Source organism: Pseudomonadales bacterium (assembly GCA_024234435.1).
GTDB lineage: Bacteria > Pseudomonadota > Gammaproteobacteria > Pseudomonadales > Porticoccaceae > JACKOF01.
On record JACKOF010000001.1, the window covers coordinates 1002267 to 1024254 of the forward strand.

At 48.9% G+C, this 21988-nt stretch carries 18 protein-coding genes; 10 read left to right on the forward strand and 8 right to left on the reverse strand.

Features of this window, described 5'->3' with window-relative positions:
* Positions 1–5: 5 nt before the first annotated feature.
* The 4 genes from H7A02_04605 to H7A02_04620 form a co-directional block, all read right to left on the reverse strand.
* Positions 6–1670: a nitrite/sulfite reductase gene (locus tag H7A02_04605; GenBank protein ID MCP5171530.1), complete on the reverse strand. Its 1665-nt coding sequence runs from the start codon at positions 1668–1670 to the stop codon at positions 6–8.
* Between the two features lie 479 nt (positions 1671–2149).
* The gene (locus H7A02_04610; GenBank protein MCP5171531.1) at positions 2150–2977 is read right to left on the reverse strand and encodes a TatD family hydrolase; all 828 of its coding nucleotides are present in this window, start codon (positions 2975–2977) and stop codon (positions 2150–2152) included.
* Between the two features lie 41 nt (positions 2978–3018).
* Positions 3019–4989, reverse strand: coding sequence for a transglycosylase SLT domain-containing protein (locus H7A02_04615; GenBank protein MCP5171532.1), 1971 nt, complete (start codon positions 4987–4989; stop codon positions 3019–3021).
* A gap of 124 nt (positions 4990–5113) precedes the next feature.
* On the reverse strand, positions 5114–5545 hold the full coding sequence (locus H7A02_04620; protein ID MCP5171533.1) for a universal stress protein: 432 nt from the start codon (positions 5543–5545) through the stop codon (positions 5114–5116).
* Between the two features lie 66 nt (positions 5546–5611).
* Between H7A02_04620 and H7A02_04625 the strand changes: the two genes are divergently transcribed.
* From H7A02_04625 to H7A02_04640, 4 genes are all read left to right on the forward strand, one after another.
* The gene (locus H7A02_04625) at positions 5612–6106 is read left to right on the forward strand and encodes a hypothetical protein (GenBank protein MCP5171534.1); all 495 of its coding nucleotides are present in this window, start codon (positions 5612–5614) and stop codon (positions 6104–6106) included.
* Positions 6107–6284: 178 nt separating this feature from the next.
* On the forward strand, positions 6285–8942 hold the full coding sequence (topA, locus tag H7A02_04630; GenBank protein MCP5171535.1) for a type I DNA topoisomerase: 2658 nt from the start codon (positions 6285–6287) through the stop codon (positions 8940–8942).
* Positions 8943–8947: 5 nt separating this feature from the next.
* Positions 8948–9457 (forward strand): hypothetical protein, encoded by a 510-nt coding sequence (locus tag H7A02_04635; protein MCP5171536.1) that lies wholly within the window; start codon positions 8948–8950, stop codon positions 9455–9457.
* Positions 9458–9559: 102 nt separating this feature from the next.
* Positions 9560–9820 (forward strand): hypothetical protein, encoded by a 261-nt coding sequence (locus H7A02_04640; protein MCP5171537.1) that lies wholly within the window; start codon positions 9560–9562, stop codon positions 9818–9820.
* Positions 9821–9934: 114 nt separating this feature from the next.
* Here H7A02_04640 and lexA read toward each other — a convergent pair whose 3' ends face one another.
* A complete protein-coding gene (lexA, locus tag H7A02_04645; protein ID MCP5171538.1) occupies positions 9935–10546 on the reverse strand; it encodes a transcriptional repressor LexA in 612 nt (203 codons plus the stop codon).
* Positions 10547–10705: 159 nt separating this feature from the next.
* Between lexA and H7A02_04650 the strand changes: the two genes are divergently transcribed.
* On the forward strand, positions 10706–11362 hold the full coding sequence (locus H7A02_04650; protein ID MCP5171539.1) for a TIGR00730 family Rossman fold protein: 657 nt from the start codon (positions 10706–10708) through the stop codon (positions 11360–11362).
* 45 nt (positions 11363–11407) lie between these two features.
* Here H7A02_04650 and H7A02_04655 read toward each other — a convergent pair whose 3' ends face one another.
* Complete coding sequence (locus H7A02_04655) at positions 11408–11728, reverse strand: hypothetical protein (GenBank protein ID MCP5171540.1); 321 nt, start codon at positions 11726–11728, stop codon at positions 11408–11410.
* 381 nt (positions 11729–12109) lie between these two features.
* On the opposite strand from H7A02_04655, the gene nagZ reads away from it, so the two are divergent.
* From nagZ to H7A02_04670, 3 genes are read left to right on the forward strand one after another with little or no spacing between them, the layout of a single operon-like run.
* Positions 12110–13120, forward strand: coding sequence for a beta-N-acetylhexosaminidase (gene nagZ / locus H7A02_04660; protein ID MCP5171541.1), 1011 nt, complete (start codon positions 12110–12112; stop codon positions 13118–13120).
* A gap of 47 nt (positions 13121–13167) precedes the next feature.
* The gene (locus H7A02_04665) at positions 13168–14271 is read left to right on the forward strand and encodes a mechanosensitive ion channel family protein (GenBank protein ID MCP5171542.1); all 1104 of its coding nucleotides are present in this window, start codon (positions 13168–13170) and stop codon (positions 14269–14271) included.
* Between the two features lie 3 nt (positions 14272–14274).
* Complete coding sequence (locus tag H7A02_04670) at positions 14275–15057, forward strand: S-methyl-5'-thioinosine phosphorylase (GenBank protein MCP5171543.1); 783 nt, start codon at positions 14275–14277, stop codon at positions 15055–15057.
* Here the strand turns inward: H7A02_04670 and H7A02_04675 are convergent.
* Both H7A02_04675 and mfd read right to left on the reverse strand, forming a co-directional pair.
* Entirely contained in the window at positions 15006–16031 is a 1026-nt protein-coding gene (locus H7A02_04675) for a hypothetical protein (GenBank protein ID MCP5171544.1), read from the reverse strand. The genes H7A02_04670 and H7A02_04675 overlap by 52 nt on opposite strands.
* On the reverse strand, positions 16028–19462 hold the full coding sequence (gene mfd / locus H7A02_04680; protein ID MCP5171545.1) for a transcription-repair coupling factor: 3435 nt from the start codon (positions 19460–19462) through the stop codon (positions 16028–16030). Before mfd ends, H7A02_04675 begins: the two co-directional genes overlap by 4 nt.
* 97 nt (positions 19463–19559) lie before the next feature.
* On the opposite strand from mfd, the gene H7A02_04685 reads away from it, so the two are divergent.
* Complete coding sequence (locus tag H7A02_04685; protein ID MCP5171546.1) at positions 19560–20249, forward strand: hypothetical protein; 690 nt, start codon at positions 19560–19562, stop codon at positions 20247–20249.
* Positions 20250–20328: 79 nt separating this feature from the next.
* Positions 20329–21789 carry a glyceraldehyde-3-phosphate dehydrogenase gene (locus H7A02_04690; GenBank protein MCP5171547.1) on the forward strand — a complete coding sequence of 487 codons (1461 nt, stop codon included), beginning with the start codon at positions 20329–20331 and terminating at the stop codon, positions 21787–21789.
* The last annotated feature ends 199 nt before the right edge of the window (positions 21790–21988 follow it).

A 21988-nucleotide genomic window follows, 5' to 3' on the forward strand; every position in this document is an offset into this window, starting at 1 on the left:
TTCGATCAGTGTTGTTTTGCATAAACGCGGTTCTTGAATGGCTCTATACCTACGCGATTGTAGGTGTCGATAAAGACTTCAGACTCAAGACGCTGTTCTACAAAAACATCGAGAATCTTTTCGATTACTTCCGGCATTTCTTCACGGCCAAAAGAGGGCCCCAGAACTTTGGCCAGCGCAGAATTCCTGTCGGCGCTGCCGCCGAGCTGAATCTGGTAAAACTCATCGCCTTTTTTATCTACACCGAGCACCCCAATGTTGCCTACATGGTGATGCCCACAGGCATTCATGCAGCCGGAAATGTTCAGCGTCAGATCACCAAGGTCGTAAACATAATCCATGTCGTCGAATTTTCTTTGAATGGCTTCGGCCACTGGAATGGACTTGGCATTGGCTAGCGAGCAGAAATCACCACCGGGGCAGCAAATCATATCTGTCAGTGTGCCGATGTTCGGTGTGGCAAATCCCTGCGTCCTGGCTTTTTGCCATAGGGCAAAGAGATCGACTTTTCTGACATCGGCCAGAACAATATTCTGGCTGTGAGTGGCCCTTACTTCACCATAAGAGTATTCCTCTGCAAGTGCCGCAATTGCTTCCAGTTGAGAATCGGTAACGTCTCCCGGGGGTACACCTGTTGGTTTGAGTGATAACGTTACGCAGGCGTAACCGGGCTGTCTGTGCTCCGAAGTATTGCGTTCTAACCACTTTTTGAAGGCGATATGTTCGTCACACAGTCGGGCTAGATCAGCCTCAGCTTCGGCATCATTGAGATTTTCGTAATCAAACGCTGTGAAAAAGGACTTTGCCCGCGTTATTTCATCACCCGTCAAGGTGCCCGGACCATCTTTGAAATTAGCCCATTCTGCTTCCACTTTCCGGGCAAAGACTTCGGGTGTCCAGGCTTTGACCAGTATTTTGATGCGGGCTTTGTATTTGTTGTCGCGGCGGCCAAAGCGATTGTAAACCCTCAGAATAGCATCCAGATAGGTTAACAGGTGTTCCTTTGGCAGGAATTCCCGAATGACACTACCAATAACAGGGGTGCGGCCAAGGCCTCCGCCAACCAAAATCTGAAACCCGGTTTCACCGGCATCATTCCTGACGATCTGAATGCCAATATCGTGAACCTGGATAGCGGCGCGATCCTGTTCCGAGCCACTTACCGCAATTTTGAATTTGCGGGGCAAAAAAGCAAATTCAGGGTGAAATGTTGACCACTGACGTATCAACTCACACCAGGGGCGTGAGTCTTCGATCTCATCTTTTGCGACACCGGCAAATTCATCCGAGGTGACATTGCGGATACAGTTGCCGCTTGTTTGAATAGCGTGCATTTGCACCGTTGCCAACTCGGCGAGAATATCGGGTACTTCTTCGAGCTTTGGCCAGTTGAACTGGACATTCTGGCGGGTAGTGAAGTGGCAGTAGCCCTTGTCAAAATCTCTGGCAATCTGCGCCAGTTTGCGTAGTTGCTTTGAATTCAGCAAACCGTAAGGAACGGCGATTCGAAGCATTGGGGCCAACCGCTGTATGTAAAGGCCGTTTTGCAATCTGAGAGGCAGAAACTCGTCATCACTGAGCTTGCCTGCCAGGTAGCGGTCAGTCTGATCTCTGAATTGGGCGGCTCGTTCATTCACAAGCTGTTGATCGTATTGGTCGTATATATACATGTTTCAGGGGCTAAAAAGACAGAGTCTGTGTATTCGAAGGCGTTGCATCATACAGCTTGAGAGAAGTCAGCTGAAGGGGTTTTTTGTTATAGAAACCTATTTTTTTGCCATAAAACCACAGATTGCATGCAGTGGAGGACAGCGCTGAACGATGCTGGTAGAATGGCGCCGCTTTTTTGCTACCATTACGGGGACTTTATCATGCAGAAAGATGTACAGACAGCTACAGATGATGATGGCAAGGTTGATGCCTTTGCTGCAGTGTTGCTGATTACCATTATTATTTCTACTGTGGTTTTCTGGTTGACTAATCAGTAACTCACCGGCACATGGCTACAAAAAAGAGCGGCTGAATGCCGCTTTTTTTCGTACGCTGATTGCGTGTTTGATCATGGTTTGTCCGGCCAGGTATGCACGTATTTTAATACCGCTTCATGGGCCAGATTTTTTTAAATCAGGCAGTGAAGAACCGTTTTGGTTCAGCGCGGAGGGAGTGGGGGCAGGTTAAAAAACTGCTGAGTGGTTTGAGTCGTTGCTTCGCCAATCCGGTTTTCAGTTTCGTCACGGTTTTCGGCCACAGTTTTTAAAACCCAAGGTAGGTAGGCGGGTTCGTTACGCCGGTTTTTAGGTTTGTGAAGCATTGTGCGAGGCAACAGGTAAGGCGCATCGGTTTCCAGCATCAAACGCTGTAATGGAATATTGTTTACCAGACGCTGTAATTCAAGGCCGCGTCTCTCATCACAAATCCAGCCTGTAATGCCGATGTGTAAATCCAGATCGAGGTAATTAAAGAGCGCGGTTCTGTCACCGGTAAAACAATGAATGACGCCATCACTTAGGCTGTCGCGGTAGGCCTTGATGATTTCAAGCTGGCGTTGATGAGCATCTCTTTCGTGCATAAAGATGGGTAGCTGCAACTCGCTCGCCAGCTCAAGCTGGGCTTCAAAAGCCTTTTCCTGAGCGGCGACGGGTGAATAGTTGCGATTGAAATCGAGACCGGCTTCACCAATGGCAACAACAGATTTATGGCCAGCGAGAAACCGCAGTTGATTGCGCGTTTCACTGTTAAAGCTTTTCGCATAGTGCGGATGTACTCCTGCTGTGCAGAACAACATATCCGGGAACTCACTGGCATAATCGCCACAGAGTGCGAGAATTTTCTCACTCTCTTCCAGATCGGTTCCTGTCAGAATACATTGGCCAATATTAGCCTGTTGAGCACGTTGTAAAACGTCAATCAGGTCATCATTGAAACAACTGTTGCCGAGGTTGACGCCAATATCAATTAACGCGGCGGGGCTGCTGATCTGTCCATCATCTGCGTTAACGGTATGCTTGTCAGATAGACTCACAATAACCGTTCCAGTTCAGCTTTACTTAGCATGCGTTCATTGAGATCCATTTGGTGAGCGTAAATCATGGAGAAGGCCAGCACATTTTGCACATACCCCCTCGTTTCCTGGTATGGGATATTTTCTATCCATACATCAAAAGGCAGTTTGCCAGCCGATTCTTGCAGCCAGCGCTCAACCCGGTTAGGACCAGCGTTATAGGCAGCAGTCGCCAGAATACGATTGTAATCAAACCGTTTGAGCATTTTCAGGTAGTAACGACTCCCCAATTTGATATTGAGCTCCGGCTTGAAGAGTTCCGAACTATTACGGTACTCAACACCATTTTCCTGAGCAGTTTGCCTGGCAGTGGCAGGCATCAGTTGCATAAGGCCTTTAGCACCCGCTGGTGAGGTTACATCATGCGACATGGCGCTTTCCTGTCGTGCCAGTGCCAAAAGCAGGTAAGCAGGCACGCTGCTTTCTGCGGCATACCGGTCAAAAATATCGCGAAACCCCAGAGGGAATCTCAACTTTATATCGTCCCAGAATGCGGCTCTGATCATGCTGTTAATAGTGCCGTTGTACCAGTTCCATTCGCGCGTGACATGGGCCGCTGCAATCCATTGCTGTTCAGTAAAGTTGCGGGTAGTGTGTTGCCATTCGAGTCTCGCCAGGAAGTGATCATTATGGTGAAGTAGCTCTCTTGTGCGAATAACACCGCTGTTCTTGCTCAGTTCTTCAATCAGCGATTTTTCCTGTATCGCGGGCTGATAAGCCATGCTGTAACCGTTCCCGAGCTGTTCGGCGGCAAGAAAGCCATAAAAACTTCTGGTCAGAGCGAGCTCCTGAAGCACCTGATCGTCAACACCTTGTTGCGTAAGCGGGTCTATTTCCTGCTCTGCCCGCCTTTTCCAGTAACGCCAGCGGTTTTCGTTCTGAAGTTCCGGTGGCATCTGCCCAATCCACGAGAGCAGGTCATGCCAGTCGAGCTTAAACAGCGCTCTGCGAGCCCGCCACTCCAATAGATCTGTTGTGACAAGTTCACGGTTATCAATCAGGTAACCGTCAGCAACATGTTTGTAATCCTGCTGATGCAGACCTTTAACCAGATCATTGACCACTTTTGTTCGGGTGGCCACATCAAACGTATGCGTTTGCTGGTAGTGGCTCCAGTGAACCAGAGCCTTACGGGCATCTTCGTGCGCCAAATGCCGGAGCCCGTGAGCAATGACAGCGGAGACTTCTGGGGTTTGTTCTTCGAGTAACTGGTAGTTGCCAACTGTTTCCGGGTGCCGGTCAATGGAGTAAAAGTTGTGGGCCAGTTTTTGTCGTGCTTCCGTGACAAAAAAACGCTCCAGATAACGAGCCAGTCGATAGTTGTGATGCAGAACAGCAGAGCTATATCGCTGCCAGGCAATATCTTCGGTGATATAGCCCTGTTCTACCAGAATGGCGAATATGTTATCGCACTCTTTCGGTTGTGATTTCCCCACATTCCAGAGTTTTAGCGCAGCTTCAAGAGCAAGGCTTTTTTCTCCGTTGCGATAGCGGGCCAGCTGGTAATAACACTGCAGTCCAGTAGTGCTGCGTGTCGGTTGGTAGTATTTCAGAAAGAGACGCCAGTTATCGCGCTTCATCTGATATTTCAACCAGCTATAACGAAGCCGGTCGGCGATTGGGGAATCCTGGTTTTCTGCGAGAAATGCATCGATTCTTTCAATTGGTGCACGCCTGAGGTTAATCGCCAGGTCCGCATATTCCAAGTGTTGATAAAGAGGGTAATTCTGCAACTTTTTTTTGTATTGGTTGAACTTGAATGCATCATTACTGCGCAGGGCTTCTTTTGCCAAAGCATAGTTAGCCCGCTGTCTGTCGAGAGACAGTATTTCTGCGTCATCGGTATTCTCTGCGCAGGTGATATTTAACCAGAAGAGCAGACAAAGCCCTGCCAGGCAACGGTGAACGGGAAAGCAAAAAAGAACCATTAGTTCGGAACTCTGGGCTCGACTGAGCACTTCTATATTTTGATACGACGACGGCCGTGAATCAGTGAATATCCTGTTTTGGCAAAAGTCAGGGTAGCGTTTTCAGGCAACCACAGACTAACATTTACTTGATCCTTACTGCCAGTACATCGCAGACACAGCCATGCAGGACACCGTTGGCTGTAGAGCCCAAAACCAGACTGAAGCCGTGCCGTCCATGGGTGCCAACCACGATAAGGTCAACATCCTGCTCTTTGGCAAAACGGTGCATTTCTGCTGCGGGCTGTCCGATGATCACATGTTGGTTGTCTTCACTGACTTTTAATTCCTTGCCAATGCTTTTCAGGCTCTGTTGTGCTCGCTCTTCCATCTGGCTCTGAATTTCCCCCAGATCCATAGGGATATCGCCACCATAGGCAAAGGACATAGGCTCCTGAACATGGATCAGACTCAGTTTGACGTTATCCAGGTCGAACAACTTTTTGACCCGATCGATGACTTGCCGTGATTCTTCCGAGAGATCAAGGCCTACAAGAATGTGCTGGTAGTTTGACATGTGTGTGCTCCTGCTTTATTAAGCGAACCTTACCATAAGATAACCACATTTAGGTTGTAGCAGACAATGGTCTATTTGTTAATAGCGTTAGTTTTGGCCGTTATTCTTTCTCCGTTATTGAGTCTTCGCCAGTCTCCCCGGCAGAAGCTGATAACAACACTCCGCCAGTGTGCTGTCCAATGCGGTTTGCAGATAAAGCTCGTGCAGTCGCCTCTTGCCAGAGAAGGAGACAAGCAGTTGGATACAGTACGTTATCGTTTGTGTTGGGGACTTGAGACGAAACCCTCTCAGTTGCGGCGGGCAGAACAGTGGCAGCTGGTACGCCATAGCTTGAGAGGTGATGCCTCCCCGTGGAATGGTTGGCGCTGGTTAACGTTACCTATTGCTGAATCGCTGCAGCCCGATCTGGGCGAGGTTGTTGCTGCGCTTCCTGTTGATGTGATTGCCATTGATTCAAGCCGGGATGGTCTGTCTATTTACTGGAGAGAGCGGGGTGAGCTTGCCGATGTAAAACTAATTTACAGCCTTCTCGACAGGCTTGGAAAACACATACGTGACTGATTTATAAAGATTTGTTTTCGGTATTTTGGGGTGGAGAGTGAGTGGGTAAATAAAAATAGACTTGACCAACCCACGGTCAGGCCGTGTATATTCGCCCACCATCACCCTCTGAAACAACATTATTTGCTGTGACTTTCGTATCAGTCAGTCTGTCAGCAAGCGTAGAGAACAGGATTACATGGGCAAATCATTAGTCATTGTTGAGTCGCCAGCGAAGGCGAAAACCATCAACAAATATCTGGGTAAAGACTACATCGTGAAGTCGAGTGTAGGACACATTCGCGATTTGCCGACGGGTGCCTCTCGAAAGCCGGTTGATCCCAAGTCGCGCGCCAAAGCAGCCGCTGAAACGCGGAAATTGTCTCCGGAACAGAAGATAAAGCACAAGGCAAAAAAAGCCCGACAACAGTTGATAAGCCGAATGGGGATTGATCCGGAGCATGGCTGGAAAGCCAGCTACGAGATTCTGCCGGGCAAGGAAAAAGTTGTTGCCGAACTGAAGAAACTGGCAAAAGATGCCGACCATATCTATCTCGCCACAGATTTGGACAGGGAAGGAGAGGCTATTGCTTGGCATTTGCGAGAAGCTATTGGTGGTGAGCATGATCGCTACAAGCGCGTTGTTTTCAATGAAATTACCAAATCGGCTATTCGTGATGCTTTTGACGATCCGGGTGAACTGGATGAAAACCGTGTCAGTGCACAGCAGGCTCGCCGGTTTCTCGACCGTGTTGTTGGTTTCATGGTTTCTCCATTGCTATGGGCAAAAGTTGCTCGCGGCCTGTCTGCGGGACGGGTTCAGTCTGTAGCGGTTAAATTACTGGTTGAACGAGAGAGAGAAATCCGAGCTTTTCAGCCGGAAGAATACTGGACATTGCATGCTGATCTGGAGACAGCGGACGAAGACAAAGTTCGTTTTGAGGTCAAGAAATATCAGGGCAATGCCTTTCGGCCCACAAGCAAAACTGAAACTGAGAAGGCCGTTGTTGATTTAAACAGTGCCCGTTATCAGGTGACAGACCGTGATGATAAGCCCACCAGTTCAAAACCGTCAGCACCTTTTATTACCTCTACTCTGCAGCAGGCTGCTAGCACCCGGATGGGCTTCGGGGTCAAGAAGACCATGATGTTGGCCCAGCGGTTATACGAGGCGGGTTATATAACCTACATGCGAACAGATTCAACCAGTTTGAGTGCCGAAGCGGTGGCCAACTGTCGCGACTTTATTCAGAGCAAATATGGCAGTGAATATCTGCCTGAATCGCCAAATTCCTATGGAAACAAGGCCGGGGCACAGGAGGCGCACGAAGCTATTCGCCCTTCGAATATCGATATAGCGCCAACTGATCTTGCAGGTCTTGATGAGGACGCAAAGAAACTGTACCGCTTGATCTGGCAGCAATTCGTTGCCTGCCAGATGACTCCCGCACAATTTACCAGCACCAGTGTTAGCGTTGAAACTGCGGGCTATCAATTGCGAGTAAGAGGCCGGGTAATCCGGTTTGACGGTTTTTTGAAGGTTTTACCTGCCATCAGGAAAAAGGATGATGACGCGGAACTGCCTGATTTGAAGGTGGGCGACAGCCTGTCATTGTTGGGGTTGGTGCCTCAACAGCATTTTACCAAGCCAGCAGCCCGCTACTCTGAAGCCTCTTTAGTAAAAGAGCTGGAAAAGCGTGGTATTGGTCGGCCATCAACTTATGCCGCGATAATTTCAACAATTCAGGACCGCGGTTATGCTCGCGTTGAAAACCGTCGATTTTATGCTGAAAAAATCGGTGATATTGTCACAGATCGCCTGTCAGAGAACTTTAATGATCTGATGGATTACGGTTTTACAGCAACGATGGAAGGGTACCTTGACCGAATAGCGGAGGGTGAGCTTAACTGGATTGATATTCTGGATCGCTTCTACAGGGATTTCAGCGCCAGGCTTGAAAAAGCTCAAAGTGATACAGGAATGCGGGCCAATGATCCGACAGAAACCGATATTCCCTGTGCGCAGTGCGGTAGGCCGATGATGATCCGCACCGGCAGCACCGGCGTGTTTTTAGGTTGCTCCGGTTACAATTTGCCTGCGAAGGAGCAATGTAAAGGCACATTGAATCTCGTTCCCGGTGACGAAGCGGTGAACGTGGATGAAGATGACGAAGCCGAGTCCAGACAGTTAATACACAAGCACCGCTGTAAAATTTGTAACACTGCAATGGAAAGCTATCTTATCGATGAGAATCGCAAGCTGCATATTTGTGGCAATAATCCTGACTGTAGCGGTTTTGAGGTTGAGCGGGGAGCGTTCAAACTTAAAGGTTATGAAGGCCCGGTCATTGATTGCGACAAATGCGGCAGCGAAATGCAGTTGAAGTCGGGCCGCTTTGGGAAATATTTCGGCTGCACCAGTGAAAGCTGTAAAAATACCAGAAAGTTATTAAGAAGTGGTCAGCCTGCGCCGCCGAAGATGGACCCGGTACCCATGCCGGAGTTAATTTGCGACAAAGTTGAAGATCACTACATTCTCAGAGATGGCGCTTCCGGCCTGTTTCTGGCTGCCAGCCAATTCCCCAAGCATCGTGAAACCCGCGCGCCGCAGGTGTCGGAGTTATTGTCACACCGTGACGAAATTGATCCAAAATACGGCTACCTGATGGATGCTCCCACTGAAGATCCGGATGGTGAAAAAACAGTCGTCCGTTTCAGTCGTAAAACACAGGAACAATATGTTCAGTCCGAGGTGGAGGGTAAGCCGACCGGTTGGCGAGCGTATTTTCGTGATGGTGCCTGGCAGGTAGAAGATAACCGCAAACCGGCACCAAAAAAAAGTGCAGGTAGAAAGTAACGCTCATGAATCCCTGGTTGTCGCAGGTTAATCAGAAGCTGTTTTTTGCTCGGGTATTACTTGAGCAGTACGGCTTGAAGGAAGATCGCCATGGGCATATCGAACTGGTTCTATGCCAAGCAGTGGTCTATCAACTCGAATGTGCCTATCGACACCACCTTAGGGAGGTGGCAGCCACCTATAAATCCGCTGCTCCTGAAGTGATTGATTCTGTCGAGCGGCTGGTTGTGGAATTGACAGGTATTGGGAAACATCCTGCTGAAGCCCAGGAAATGATGGACCTCGAACAGGATGTCGGCAGCTGGTTGCAACAAATGCTCTCAGTCTGGCAATCGTTCCATCAATTACCCCGGCTGGAGGCAGAAGCTGACACGAATAGTCCGATTCCGGTTATGCAGGTTGCAGAAGCATCTCAGCGAGTGCTCGCAGAGCTGAATATCAGTCAGGTGACCTCTTGGCTTGATGCGCTTCAGGAGCTTGTGAACAGGCATCGGGAGTTGATGGTGGAGTGCTGAGACGCATCAACCTGGATCTGTTGCTGGCAGGATGTTTTTCAGCAATTGGTGAAATAGCCGGGCTGAAGTATAATTGGCGGCAGCCTTCAATAGTGGATTCCAATGCCTGACTCTGTATATAAAATTGTAATGCTGCCTAATGGCGATATCGCTCTTCAGCGGGCAGACCACACTGAAGAACCTGTTGTGACGATCAGCTTTTCGGAGCAGGCTAACAAGTATTTACAGGAAGCGCGGCTGGATATTGCCCGCGTTATGATTGATGCAGGCATTGAAGCTGCACAGCAATTTTCTTTTGATGAGGCTTTTGAGCTGATGGAAAGTGATGTCGATCTGATGGATCCTTCAAGGGTACTTCACTGAAAGCACCCTTGCAGATTTAAGCAGGTCGATGATATGGCATAAACGCCACTAATCCACCAATCAAGGTTGGTTTTTGATTACCGCTTCAAGCCCTTTTCAGATTTTAGAGGGTTATCAATGTTGTCTGATAACGCCCACACTTAAACCTTCAATGGCGAAAGCCTGTTCCCTCAAGTCAATGTGAATGGGTTCGAGAGACTCATTTTCCGGTAAGAGGGTTATCTGATATGGTTTGAGGCCTTTCTGGAAGCGTTTCACGGTCACTTCGTCATCGATACGGGCAACAACAACCTGACCATTTTCTGCAGTTTGTGCTTTGTGTACCGCCAGTAAATCACCGTCCATGATACCGATATTTTTCATGCTCATTCCCTGAACCCTCAATAGGTAGTCGGCTTTGGGATGGAAGAGGTGTTGGGGGATATCAAGATAATCCTCGATATTTTCAATGGCGAGAACAGGCTCTCCGGCAGCTACCCGGCCAATCAGTGGCAGGCCGGTTTCTTCTTCGGCTACCAGTTTGATACCGCGAGACGCACCTGAAACCATTTCGATAACGCCTTTTCGGGCAAGGGCTCGGAGATGCTCTTCGGCAGCATTGGGTGATTTGAAGCCGAATTCAGCGGCGATTTCGGCGCGAGTAGGCGGGTAGCCGGTGTCGCTAATATGTTGTTTGATCAAGTCATAGATTTGCTGCTGTCGATTGGTCAGTTTTACGGAGTCCATAACGTCTACCTGCTGGCTGAGAGCTGTAAAAATATACACTGTAATTGTATCCAGTATAAAATAATTGGCAAGCTCTAATTTCCGATGATATATGAGATACTTTCGGTGCTAACCCGTTTCAACGAAGTAGTCAGCAAACATAATAAGAGGAGATATTTTGTGGATGAAACCAAGGTGCCGGAAGCATGGCGTGTGCTTCGTATACAGTCGGAGTTGGTCGATGGAATTGAAACACTGGCCAAACTAGGCAGGGCTGTTACCGTTTTTGGTGGTGCCAGATTCACTGAAACTTCGCCTTATTATCAGGAGGCGCAGCGACTTGGGGAGTTGCTCGGTATTGAGGGTGTACCGGTTATCACCGGTGGCGGTCCGGGTATTATGGAGGGCGCCAATAAGGGCTGTTTTAGCACGGCTACCAACACCGTAGGATTGAATATTACGTTGCCGAGGGAGCAGACCAGCAATCCTTATCAGGATATCAGCCTGGAGTTCAGATACTTCTTTGTTCGCAAATTCATGTTTGTAAAGCACGCTGTCGGTTTTGCTATATTCCCTGGTGGTTATGGCACGATGGATGAGTTGTTTGAAGCGCTGACACTGGTGCAAACTGCTAAGGTCCGGCCATTCCCTATTGTGCTGATCGGTAAGGATTACTGGAAAGGGTTGGTGGAGTGGATTGAGGGAACCATGCTGGCGCAAGGCTGTATTGAAGCTTCAGAAAAGCGGCTGTTTACGGTGGTTGATGATGCCGCTGCGGCAGCAAAAATATTTCTCAGGCATGTGCGAATGATAAAGGCTCAGGCCCTTGCCGAGTAACGGGCTTGATTGCCAGAACACTTTTAGTGTTGATAGCTCAGGGCATTAAAGAAAATCATCAATGCCGTACATACTGTCTGGCTCTATAAACGAGAGCGGATCGTCAGCTGAGTCGGGAATATAAATATCGTCCGAATTAAGAGAGTCTTCCAGGCTCATTTCATAGCTGGCGCGCCAGTCTTCGGGAGGCTGCGCTGGCAGTAACACCAACTGTTGCCACGTTTCAAGATCAACTTCGCTCAGTTCGCCTTCCAGGTACTGTATTTCGATGGTACCCGCGTGCTCGTCAACGGCAACGACCTCAAAAATCTGATCTTCCGCTGCGTCCTGATACCATTGCCCAACATTGGGAACTTGTGTAGCCACGACGTTACCCCTTTTATTGTGGATGGACTGATCAAGCTACCACCAAGCGATATTAACTTCTATGGACTGTTTCCGCGGTTGACGAGGTGAGAATTAGTAGTAGCCGGATATAATGCATTAACAAATATTTTTAATAGATTAAAAAATATGGTTTTTCTTGCCATATTGTTAGCTTTGGCAAACTATTTATAATTGCGGATAATGATATACAGAGCTGTCGAAATGACAAAATTGTCTAAAAACGTCGGCAATTATTGCCCTGAAAGGTGCTCATCTCAGCCAGGTTGACGGGCTAGAGGGACGCTTTTTCGTAGCGACACCCGCATAACCTGGAGTTTCTATCATATGCCGCATCACAACGAATTGTTGATTGGACCTTTAATGCTGGATCTGGAAGGGCTGGCTCTCAATTTAGAAGAAAAAAAACTGATTCAGCACCCGCTGGTGGGAGGCATTATTTTCTTTGCCCGGAATTTTTCTGATCGCCAGCAGTTACAGAGCCTGGTAGATGAAATTCGTTTAATCCGGCCTCAATTGTTGCTGTGCGTTGATCAGGAAGGTGGCCGGGTGCAGCGCTTCCGGGAAGGGTTTACCCGCATCCCCCCCATGCAGTTACTGGGTGAACGATTATTATCGGGAGAACCCAATGCAGCGCAGCTGATAAAGGATTGTGGCTGGCTGATGGCCTCGGAGATATTAAGCTGTGGTATCGATTTCAGCTTTGCTCCGGTTCTAGATGTGGATTTTGATCAGTGCGAAGTCATTGCTGATCGTTCGTTTGCGAATGATCCTGCGTTTGTTTCCGAAGCGGCAGGGTATTTTGTTGCGGGTATGCATGAAGCCGGGATGGCCGCTACGGGGAAACATTTTCCGGGGCATGGTGGTGTGCGCGCAGACAGTCATCTTGAAACGCCCTACGACAACCGGTCTCTGGATGAAATCCGTTGTCGGGACCTAGCGCCTTTTGTTGCGCTGTCAGGCTCTCTGGATGCGGTGATGCCTGCACATATTGTGTTCCCGAACATTGATAGCGATGCTGTGGGTTTCTCCCGTTTTTGGCTGCAAGAAATATTGCGAGCCGATATCGGTTTTGAGGGTGTTATTTTCAGCGATGATCTCTCAATGAAAGGTGCAGATGTGGCGGGTGGTTACGCAGAGAAAGCTCGCAGCGCACTTTCAGCTGGCTGTGATATGGTGCTGGTCTGTAATCATCGGGAAGGGGCGTTTGAGGTGCTGTCCTTTCTTGAGAGTGAACGTGAAAGTGGTCTTTTTGGGCCTTCAACCCAATTGGAGGCGATGAGGCGTCGGCAACAGCCTGAGTGGTCATCATTAAAGCAGGATCAACGCTGGCAGTTGACGGTTCAAAAGTTGGCCAGTATTGGAATCTGTTAAGTGTTGAATGAAATTGTTATTAATGTTGAAGAGGTTGGAGAAGTTCAGTGTTAGATCGTTTTGAAAACTGGCTGATTGAAATAGCAGGCGATCGCTACGTCTGGGTGATCGAAATATTTCTGATTATTTTTTCGGCGTTGTTACTGGGCTATCTGATTAACAAGTTGATTGATCATCTGGAAGTGCGGGCCGCCAGAACGCCCAATGTCTGGGATGATGCCCTGATAGAGGCATTTCGACAGCCAGCCATTTGGACAATCCGAATTCTGGGTATCAATATTGCCGTATCAATTGCGGCAAGGGTGGCTCAATCCGAGTGGTTTGACGTTATTGAAACAGTAAACCGAGTGGCCGTGATTGCTTTGGTTGCCTTGTTTCTTGTCAACTTGATTAAACGGGCGGAACGCAATCTGATTTTACCTGAATACAGCAGGGATCCTATGGATCCGACAACCGTCAGTGCTATTGGCAAGCTGTTGAGAATTTCTGTTGTACTGTCGGCAGCGCTGGTTGCCATGCAGATCATGGGATACAGCATTTCCGGGGTGCTGGCCTTTGGTGGCGTTGGTGGTCTTGCGGTTGGTTTTGCTGCCAAGGATCTACTGGCCAATTTTTTTGGAGGCCTGATGATTTATCTGGATCGGCCATTTAAGGTGGGTGACTGGGTACGTTCGCCAGATAAGGAGATAGAAGGTACGGTTGAAGATATTGGCTGGCGGCTTACCCGCATTCGTACCTTCGATAAGCGACCGCTTTATGTGCCAAATTCAGTGTTTACCAGTATTTCTCTGGAAAATCCTTCGCGCATGTTGAATCGACGCATTAAAGAAACGTTGGGTATTCGCTACAGCGATATTTCCCATATGAAGGCGATCGTAAACCAAGTCAAACAGATGCTGCGAGAGCACCCGGATATCGATCAGGAGCAGACATTGATCGTTAATTTCAATGCCTTTTCCGCCTCATCAGTGGATTTCTTTATTTACACATTTACTAAAACCACGGAGTGGATTCGCTACCATGAGATCAAACAGGATGTGCTTTTGAAGGTGGCAGACATTATTGAACAACAGGGCGCGGAGATTGCTTTCCCGACCCGGACATTGCATATCGCTGATTCCGCACAGGTGGCCGAAGCCGGGGAGGGCTGATTGATGTCTTGTCTTGGTGTTATCGGCGGTACCGGTTTTGAGCAGTTTGCCGAGCTGGAGCCACAATTATCTGTATCGATTAAAACCCCTTGGTCTGACTCACCGGTATTGTTAAAGAGAGCCCAGGTTGCCAATACCGAACTGGTATTCTTGTCCCGTCACGGGGAGCAGCACAGTATTGCGCCCCATCGGATTAATTACCGAGCCAATATCGCCGCGCTTAAACAGGTGGGTGTCGATGCTATTATTGCTGTTAATGCTGTGGGCGGTATTGATCTGGAAATTCGGCCCGGAGATTTGGTCGTTCCCAAACAGTTGATTGATTACACCTGGGGGCGTGAGCAAAGTTTTTTTGATGGCGAATGTGCCCCTCTTAAGCATATCGATTTTACCAACCCCTACAGTGATGCCTTGCGAGAACAGATTATTCAGCAGGCTATTGAATTGCAGCTAACTGTACACAGTCACGGTACTTACGGAGTCTGTCAGGGACCAAGATTGGAAACTGCCGCAGAGATTCGACGCATGGCCATCGATGGCTGCGATATTGTGGGTATGACGGGCATGCCCGAAGCATGCCTTGCCAGGGAGCTGGAAATTCCTTATGCGTGTCTGGCTTTAGTGGTGAATCCCGCAGCAGGAGTGGTGGAACAGACAATATCCATGCAAGAGATAGAGCAGGTGCTGATGGGATCCATGAATAATGTTCGTCGTTTACTATTGGCGCTTGCTGCTCAGTTTGCCGTGCCTACAGCTGAATTAAAGATCGCGTCAGCACCCGGCTGATATTTTTTCACAACAACTAATAATCCCAGGTTCGGGTGATCGAGATAGCCCATTTTCCCGAGAGACAGCTTTAATGATTGTTTTAGCTGCACAATACGGCCCACCTGATACAGCGACAGATTTTCCCTTGGAGAAACTGTCTGTGCTGTGTGTTCCTGAGAGGCATTACCTTCGGAAATTGACCGAACGGCGCTGGATGCCTGCAGCGAATCTTCTGCTTCGTGAGAGGTCTCTTCTTCGTTGCTTGTAGATGAGTGTTGTTCAGGTAGTTTGGGTAATGCTGGCCAGAGGGGCTGAGTGCTAATGGCTTCGGCCTGAGACATTAAGGATTGCAGCGGGCTTGTCGTCGAGTGAGATAAGTTCCGAGGTTCAAAATCAACTTTCCATATGTCAGCTTGAACATGGATATGACGGGATTTTACCAGCCGGATAGCGCCTTCCAACTCAAAATGGTCATCATACTGTTCGCCACCTCGGACAATAACCCAGGGCGCAGCTTCAAAATCTGTGCCCGGTTGTCGCCAGGCTTGATGATACAAAACCCTGTAACCTGCAGCCCGATTGAGTGTGTAATGGTCAGGACCCAGTTGTTGCAGATCTTTACTGAGAATAACAAAGGGCGCTTCGGTTGGATTGTCAGGTAGCCGATCCGGACTAGCCGTGGCGTCGAGTACAGCGTGCGCCAGAAGCCCTGAAATATCAACGGGTTTATTGCTTTCAGCACTGCTGACGTCTCCTGATTTAGTGGTTCCTGCTACAGGCTGATTAGGGTCGTACAGGTAGAGGGAGTTATCGGGAAAGGACAGTTTAATATCGCGGCGGGGCTGTTCGGCGTTAAACAGATCCTGTTGTGAAAAAACAATCACTTCAACCTGATACCAGGTTGTTTCATCAAACTCAGACTGGGCGATTGAAGTTGCAGGCATAAAGACGAATGTAAATAACCAGAATAAGGCTGCTGTGATGATTCTCATGGCGATAAAGTTTCCAGTAATACTTGCGTTGTTTGCAGTCGTTCTTCGACGGTATCCATTGTGGCAGTAAATCTTAGCCCGGAAGCACCCTGCAAGCGATAGTGCTCAGGCTGTCTCTGTATTAACTCAATCAGTGTTATCGGTTCGACAATGGTTTCATTGCTGAATTCAATGCGCCCCCCGACAGGGCCCGCTTCCAGTTTTTTGATCCCCAGTCGGCGGGCGTGCAATTTCAACTCTGTTATCCGGAACAGATTTTTAACATATTCCGGAAGCAAGCCAAAACGATCGATCATTTCTACTTGTAGTTCTCGAAGCTGATCGGGCCTGGCAGCGTTGGCTATGCGCTTGTAAATCATTAAGCGCATATTGACGTCGGGTAGATAATCTTCCGGTATCAGGGCTGGCAGATTCAGATTAATATCAATATCTTCCTGCAATGAAGTTTTCAGGTCGATGGATTTGCCAGTTCGAATAGCTTCCACCGCTTTTTCAAGTAATTCCATATAAAGCGTAAAGCCGATGGATTGAATGTGGCCGCTTTGGTTCTCCCCCAATAATTCACCAGCTCCGCGGATTTCCATATCGTGAGTGGCAAGGGTAAAACCGGAACCCAGATGATCGGCCGCTTTGATAGCTTCCAGGCGTTTTACAGCGTCTGCCGTCATGGTTTTGGCATCGGGTGTCAGCAAATAGGCATAGGCCTGATGGTGGGAGCGACCAACCCTTCCCCGTAATTGATGCAGCTGCGCCAGACCAAATTTGTCTGCGCGATTGATAATGATGGTATTGGCGCTGGGGATATCAATACCGGTTTCAATAATGGTGGTACATACCAAAGTATTAAAGCGCTGGTGATAGAAATCTGACATCACTTTTTCAAGTTGGCGCTCTCTCATTTGTCCGTGGCCGATGTCTATTCGGGCTTCAGGAACCAGTTCCGCCAGTTCGCGGGCCACTTTTTCGATATTGCTGACTTCATTGTGGAGGAAATATACTTGTCCGCCGCGCAGAATTTCCCGCAGGATGGCTTCGCGTACGACTCTGTCATCATGCTGACGAACGAAGGTCTTGACAGACAGGCGCTTTGCGGGGGGAGTGGCAATAATGGACAGGTCTCGAACCCCGGACATGGATAGATTCAGTGTCCTGGGGATGGGTGTTGCGGTAAGCGTCAGGATATCCACTTCGGCGCGCAACGCCTTTACCTTGTCTTTCTGACGAACGCCAAAGCGGTGTTCCTCATCAATGATGAGCAATCCAAGGTTTTCATAATCAATATCGCTGTGCAGGAGCTTGTGTGTGCCTATCAGGATGTCGACCTTGCCGCTGGCGGCGTCCTGAAGAATCTGGTTTTGTTCTTTTCCTGAGCGAAAACGCGATAGCTCTTCGATGCGAACCGGCCAGTTGGCAAACCGGTCGCGAAAGTTTTCAGCATGCTGGTGGGCCAGAAGAGTGGTCGGAACCAGCATGATAACCTGCTTGCCACTGGACACAGCGATAAATGCTGCGCGCATGGCGACTTCTGTTTTACCAAAGCCGACATCACCGCAAACTAACCTGTCCATGGGTCTGATGGATAACATGTCACGTTTTACTGCGGTAATTGTGTCCAGTTGATCAGGGGTTTCCTCGAAGGGAAAATCGGCGCAGAAGGAGCGGTAATCATCCTCCGATAGCTTGCAGGCAAAACCTTGTTTGGCTTCCCGTTGTGCATAAATATCCAGCAACTCTGCAGCGCTGTCGCGGATTTGTTTTAGTGCCTTTTCCTTGGCTCTTTGCCACTGTTCACTGCCGAGCCTGTGCAGTGGCGCCAGTTCCTCTTCGGCGCCACTGTAGCGACTAATCAGATGCAGTGATGCTACAGGAACGTAGAGTTTGGCATCGTTGGCATAGTGAAGCGTAAGAAATTCCTGGGTTTCTCCGCCAGCGGTAATCATTTCCAGGCCTTGATAGCGTCCCACTCCGTGATCAATATGCACCACCGGTGCGCCTATTCGAAGCTCGGTGAGATTCTTGACAATGAAGTCGGAATCCTGCTGCTGTTTGTCACGCCGCCGTTTTTGCATGACTTGCCGGCCAAATAGATCGGCTTCGGAAATAACGCAGATTGACGGGTTCTTCAAGAGCAGGCCACGATCTACCGGATAGACTGTGATCGATAAGGGATGAGAACTGTTGGTAAATTCGTGCCAGTTTTTTACAGCATGGGGTTGACGATTGATTCTCCCCAGCAGTTCCAGCAGCGTTTCCCTGCGTCCCGCAGTCTCGGCGCAAAACAGCACGCGCTGGTCATTGTTGTCGAGAAATTTTTGCAATGCGGTAAGAGGTTCCGCAGCCTTCGCGTCGATGGCAATATCAGGTATGGCCAGAAAATCAAACTGTCGCCCGGTTGTCTCAGTATGATTGGTCTGAAGGGTGCAGTGCGGGTAGCGTTTGAGCTCGGAAAACAGCCGCTCAACAGGAATAAATACTTCAGTGGGCGGTAACAGGGGGCGTGTTGGGTCAACACCGTATTCCTGATAACGCTCTCTGATTTCGCTCCAGAAGCGGCTGGCTGAACTCTGTATGTCTCCTGAGCTGAATACCTGGCAATGCTGCGGCAGATATTCAAGCAGCGAGGTGGTGTGTTCAAAAAACAAGGGCAGGTAATATTCGATTCCCTGTGGTGCGATACCGGCACTTACATCCTGATAGGCAGGGCAATTGCGATGATCAACATCAAAGTGCTCGTGCCAGTTGTTTTGAAACAGGGTGGTGGCGTCTTTGTCCAGTGGGATTTCACGTGCAGGCAGTAGTGATATGGCGTCAGTTTTTTCAAGCGTACGCTGACTCTCCGGGTCGAAGCTGCGCAGGGTTTCAATTTCGTCGTCAAACAGATCAATGCGGAAAGGGGTTGTTGCCCCCATTGGGTAGATGTCAATCAGAGCCCCACGAACAGCAAATTCACCGTGTTCGAACACAGTATCAACACAGTGGTATCCTGCGCGTTCCAGTTGGTCACGTAACTGTTTGACATCCAGTTTGTCGCCCACCTGATAGTTGAAGGATCTGCCGCCAATGTAGGATAACGGTGGCAAACGCTGCATCAGGCAGTTAACGGGAACCACAATAATGCCTTGTCGGGTTGTAGGCAGTCTTGAGAGAGTGGCGAGTCGTTCTGAAATAATATCCTGGTGGGGAGAGAATAAATCGTAGGGCAGTGTTTCCCAGTCAGCAAAGTGAAGTACGGGCAACCCTGTTTTGCAGAAAAATCTCAGCTCGGTTTCCAGCTGGGCAGCGTTTTTGGCGGAATCAGTGAGTAACACTGTGAGTCCGTCGAACTGTTGTGCAGCCTCGGCAATGGCCAGTGATAAACCGGCATCAAGTAAACCGCTCCAAGAGTCCTTGTTGCCGACGATGAGAGGCGAGGGGAATTGCAATATAGACATGGTGAATTCGTACTACCCAAAAGGTGTGGTATTTTAGCGGCACTGGTTCGCTATTGATACGAGGACTTGCCGTGTTTGTTTACAGGAAGACTGACGGATGCTGAAGGCAATACGGTTTTTTCGTTTCGCATCGCTGTTTGCGGTGGTGCTTTTGTTGTCTGCGTGCGCAGGAAGCGATTTCAAATTTCGTGATCTCGCCAAAACAGATACTGATATGGTGGTAGAGGCGCATTATCAGGAGTCTCAGCGGTTACTGAGGGAGCTGGCTCTCAAACTGTACAAGCGCAACCCGCGGGAATGGCGTAAAAGTGGTGTGAGCCCGGAAAAACGGGTGGCGGAATTATTTGCCCAGTCAGGTCCGCTGCAATTCGTTGAGCTGGCTGGCGTCAGTGGTACTGGAGCGATTGAGCTGGCCCTTGATCCCGGTTTTGACGGTGATCGCGTGTTTGCCTTTATCGCCGGCCTGAATCACATGATCAGGCAGTCTTATGGGTTTCATTCGCAATTTTATATCTTTACCGAGCTCAATGAGCAGCAGCTATATTACAGTGCCCGGAATGTGGAGATAGCAGCCTGGCGCCTGTCTCAAGGGTTGGGTGATGATGGGCGTCCATTACTGTTGAGTAACAGCATCTCGGGAAAACTGCAAAATCTGAGTTATGAACGATTGTTTGGGAAGCTGATTGCGACGCAAGACCTGCTGGCTGATGTGATGGCACAAAAGAATCAGCGGTTTATTAACAAAGTGGCTCAGAATGTCGCCACTATGGCATTTTTTCCTCTGTAATTATTCGCTGCGGTTGCCTGTCTAACCGTTAATCAGGATAATGGCGGCCTGATTCCAGACCACGATAAAAGGTGCATCGATGATCGAAGAAAACCGTCCTTTACCCGCTGATTTTTTTGCTGACTGGAAAGAGCGTGAAGCGCTTGCCGAGGGCATGATCCCTCTGATAGGAAAGCTGTACAGGGAGAACAACGTGTCTCTTTATATGTATGGCAAGAGCATGGTGAATCGCTCGGTCATCGAATTAATGAAAGATCACCGCTTTGTGCGCCAGATTGAAAAGAACGAGCTTTCCGAATATGAGACGTTCCCTTTGGTGAAAGCGCTTTCGGAAATGGATCTTGGTCCGGCACACATTGATGTGGGCAAGCTGTCAGTCAAATATCAGCAAAATGGTAACGGTGGCGACCTGACTGCTTTTCTGCAGAAAGAAGTTGGTGATGATATCGGTAGCAAACGCAAACCTTTACCTCAGCCTCAGGATGTTGTGCTTTACGGGTTTGGTCGAATTGGGCGATTGATTGCGAGACTTTTACTGGAAAAGGCTGGCGGCGGCGACCAGATGAGACTGCGAGCCATTGTGGTTCGTAAAGGCAGTGCCGAGGATGACCTTGAAAAGCGCGCCAGCCTGTTGCGGCGCGATTCCGTGCATGGTCCGTTTAATGGCACGATTCGTGTGCTGAAAGACAGCAATACGCTGATCTGCAACGGTAATGAAGTCAAGGTTATCTACGCCAGCTCACCGGCAGAGGTGGACTATACAAAATATGGTATCGATAACGCTATTGTTGTTGACAATACTGGGGTTTGGCGCGACGAGGACGGTCTCGGTCAGCACCTGAAATGTCCAGGCGCAGCCAAAGTTGTGTTGACGGCCCCAGGCAAGGGTGATATTCCCAATATTGTTTATGGTATTAATCACAGGGAAATTACGGCAGACAAAAAGATCGTCTCTGCGGCTTCCTGTACCACCAATGCTATTGTGCCGATACTCAAAGCGCTGCTTGATGAATATGGAATTGATTCAGGGCATGTGGAAACTGTTCACGCCTATACCAATGATCAAAATCTGATTGATAACTATCACAAAGGGTCGCGCCGCGGTCGAAGTGCGCCATTGAATATGGTGTTAACCGAGACGGGTGCTGCCAAGGCCGTATCAAAAGCGCTGCCCGAACTCGCTGGAAAGCTGACGGGTAACGCTATCCGGGTGCCAACACCGAACGTTTCAATGGCGATACTGAATTTGCGCCTTGGCCGTGAAACCAATGTTGAAGAGTTGAACGAGTACGTGCGGAAAATGTCTCTTCACTCACCGTTGCAGCAGCAGATTGACTACACCATTTCGTCTGAAGCGGTTTCAACGGATTTTGTTGGCTCACGACACGCCTGCATATACGATTCAGAAGCCACTATTGTCAGCGGCAATAACGTGGTTTTGTACTGCTGGTATGACAATGAGTTCGGCTATAGCTGTCAGGTAGTTCGCTGTCTTGAGCAAATGGCCGGTGTTTCCTGGCCTATGTATCCTCGGAACTGAGTCTGCACCGGTACGTGTGTATAAAAAGCCTCGTTAATTCGGGGTTTTTTTATACATGGCTGTTGCAGAAAAATACCGGACTCAGATCAAGAAGTTTGTCGATTTATGTCTGCCCAGTCACCTAAAATCTGGTAATCATGGCGCTGGATCTCTATAATTCGCAGCGTTTTGAATGTTTGCAACAAATGCTGGCCATTAG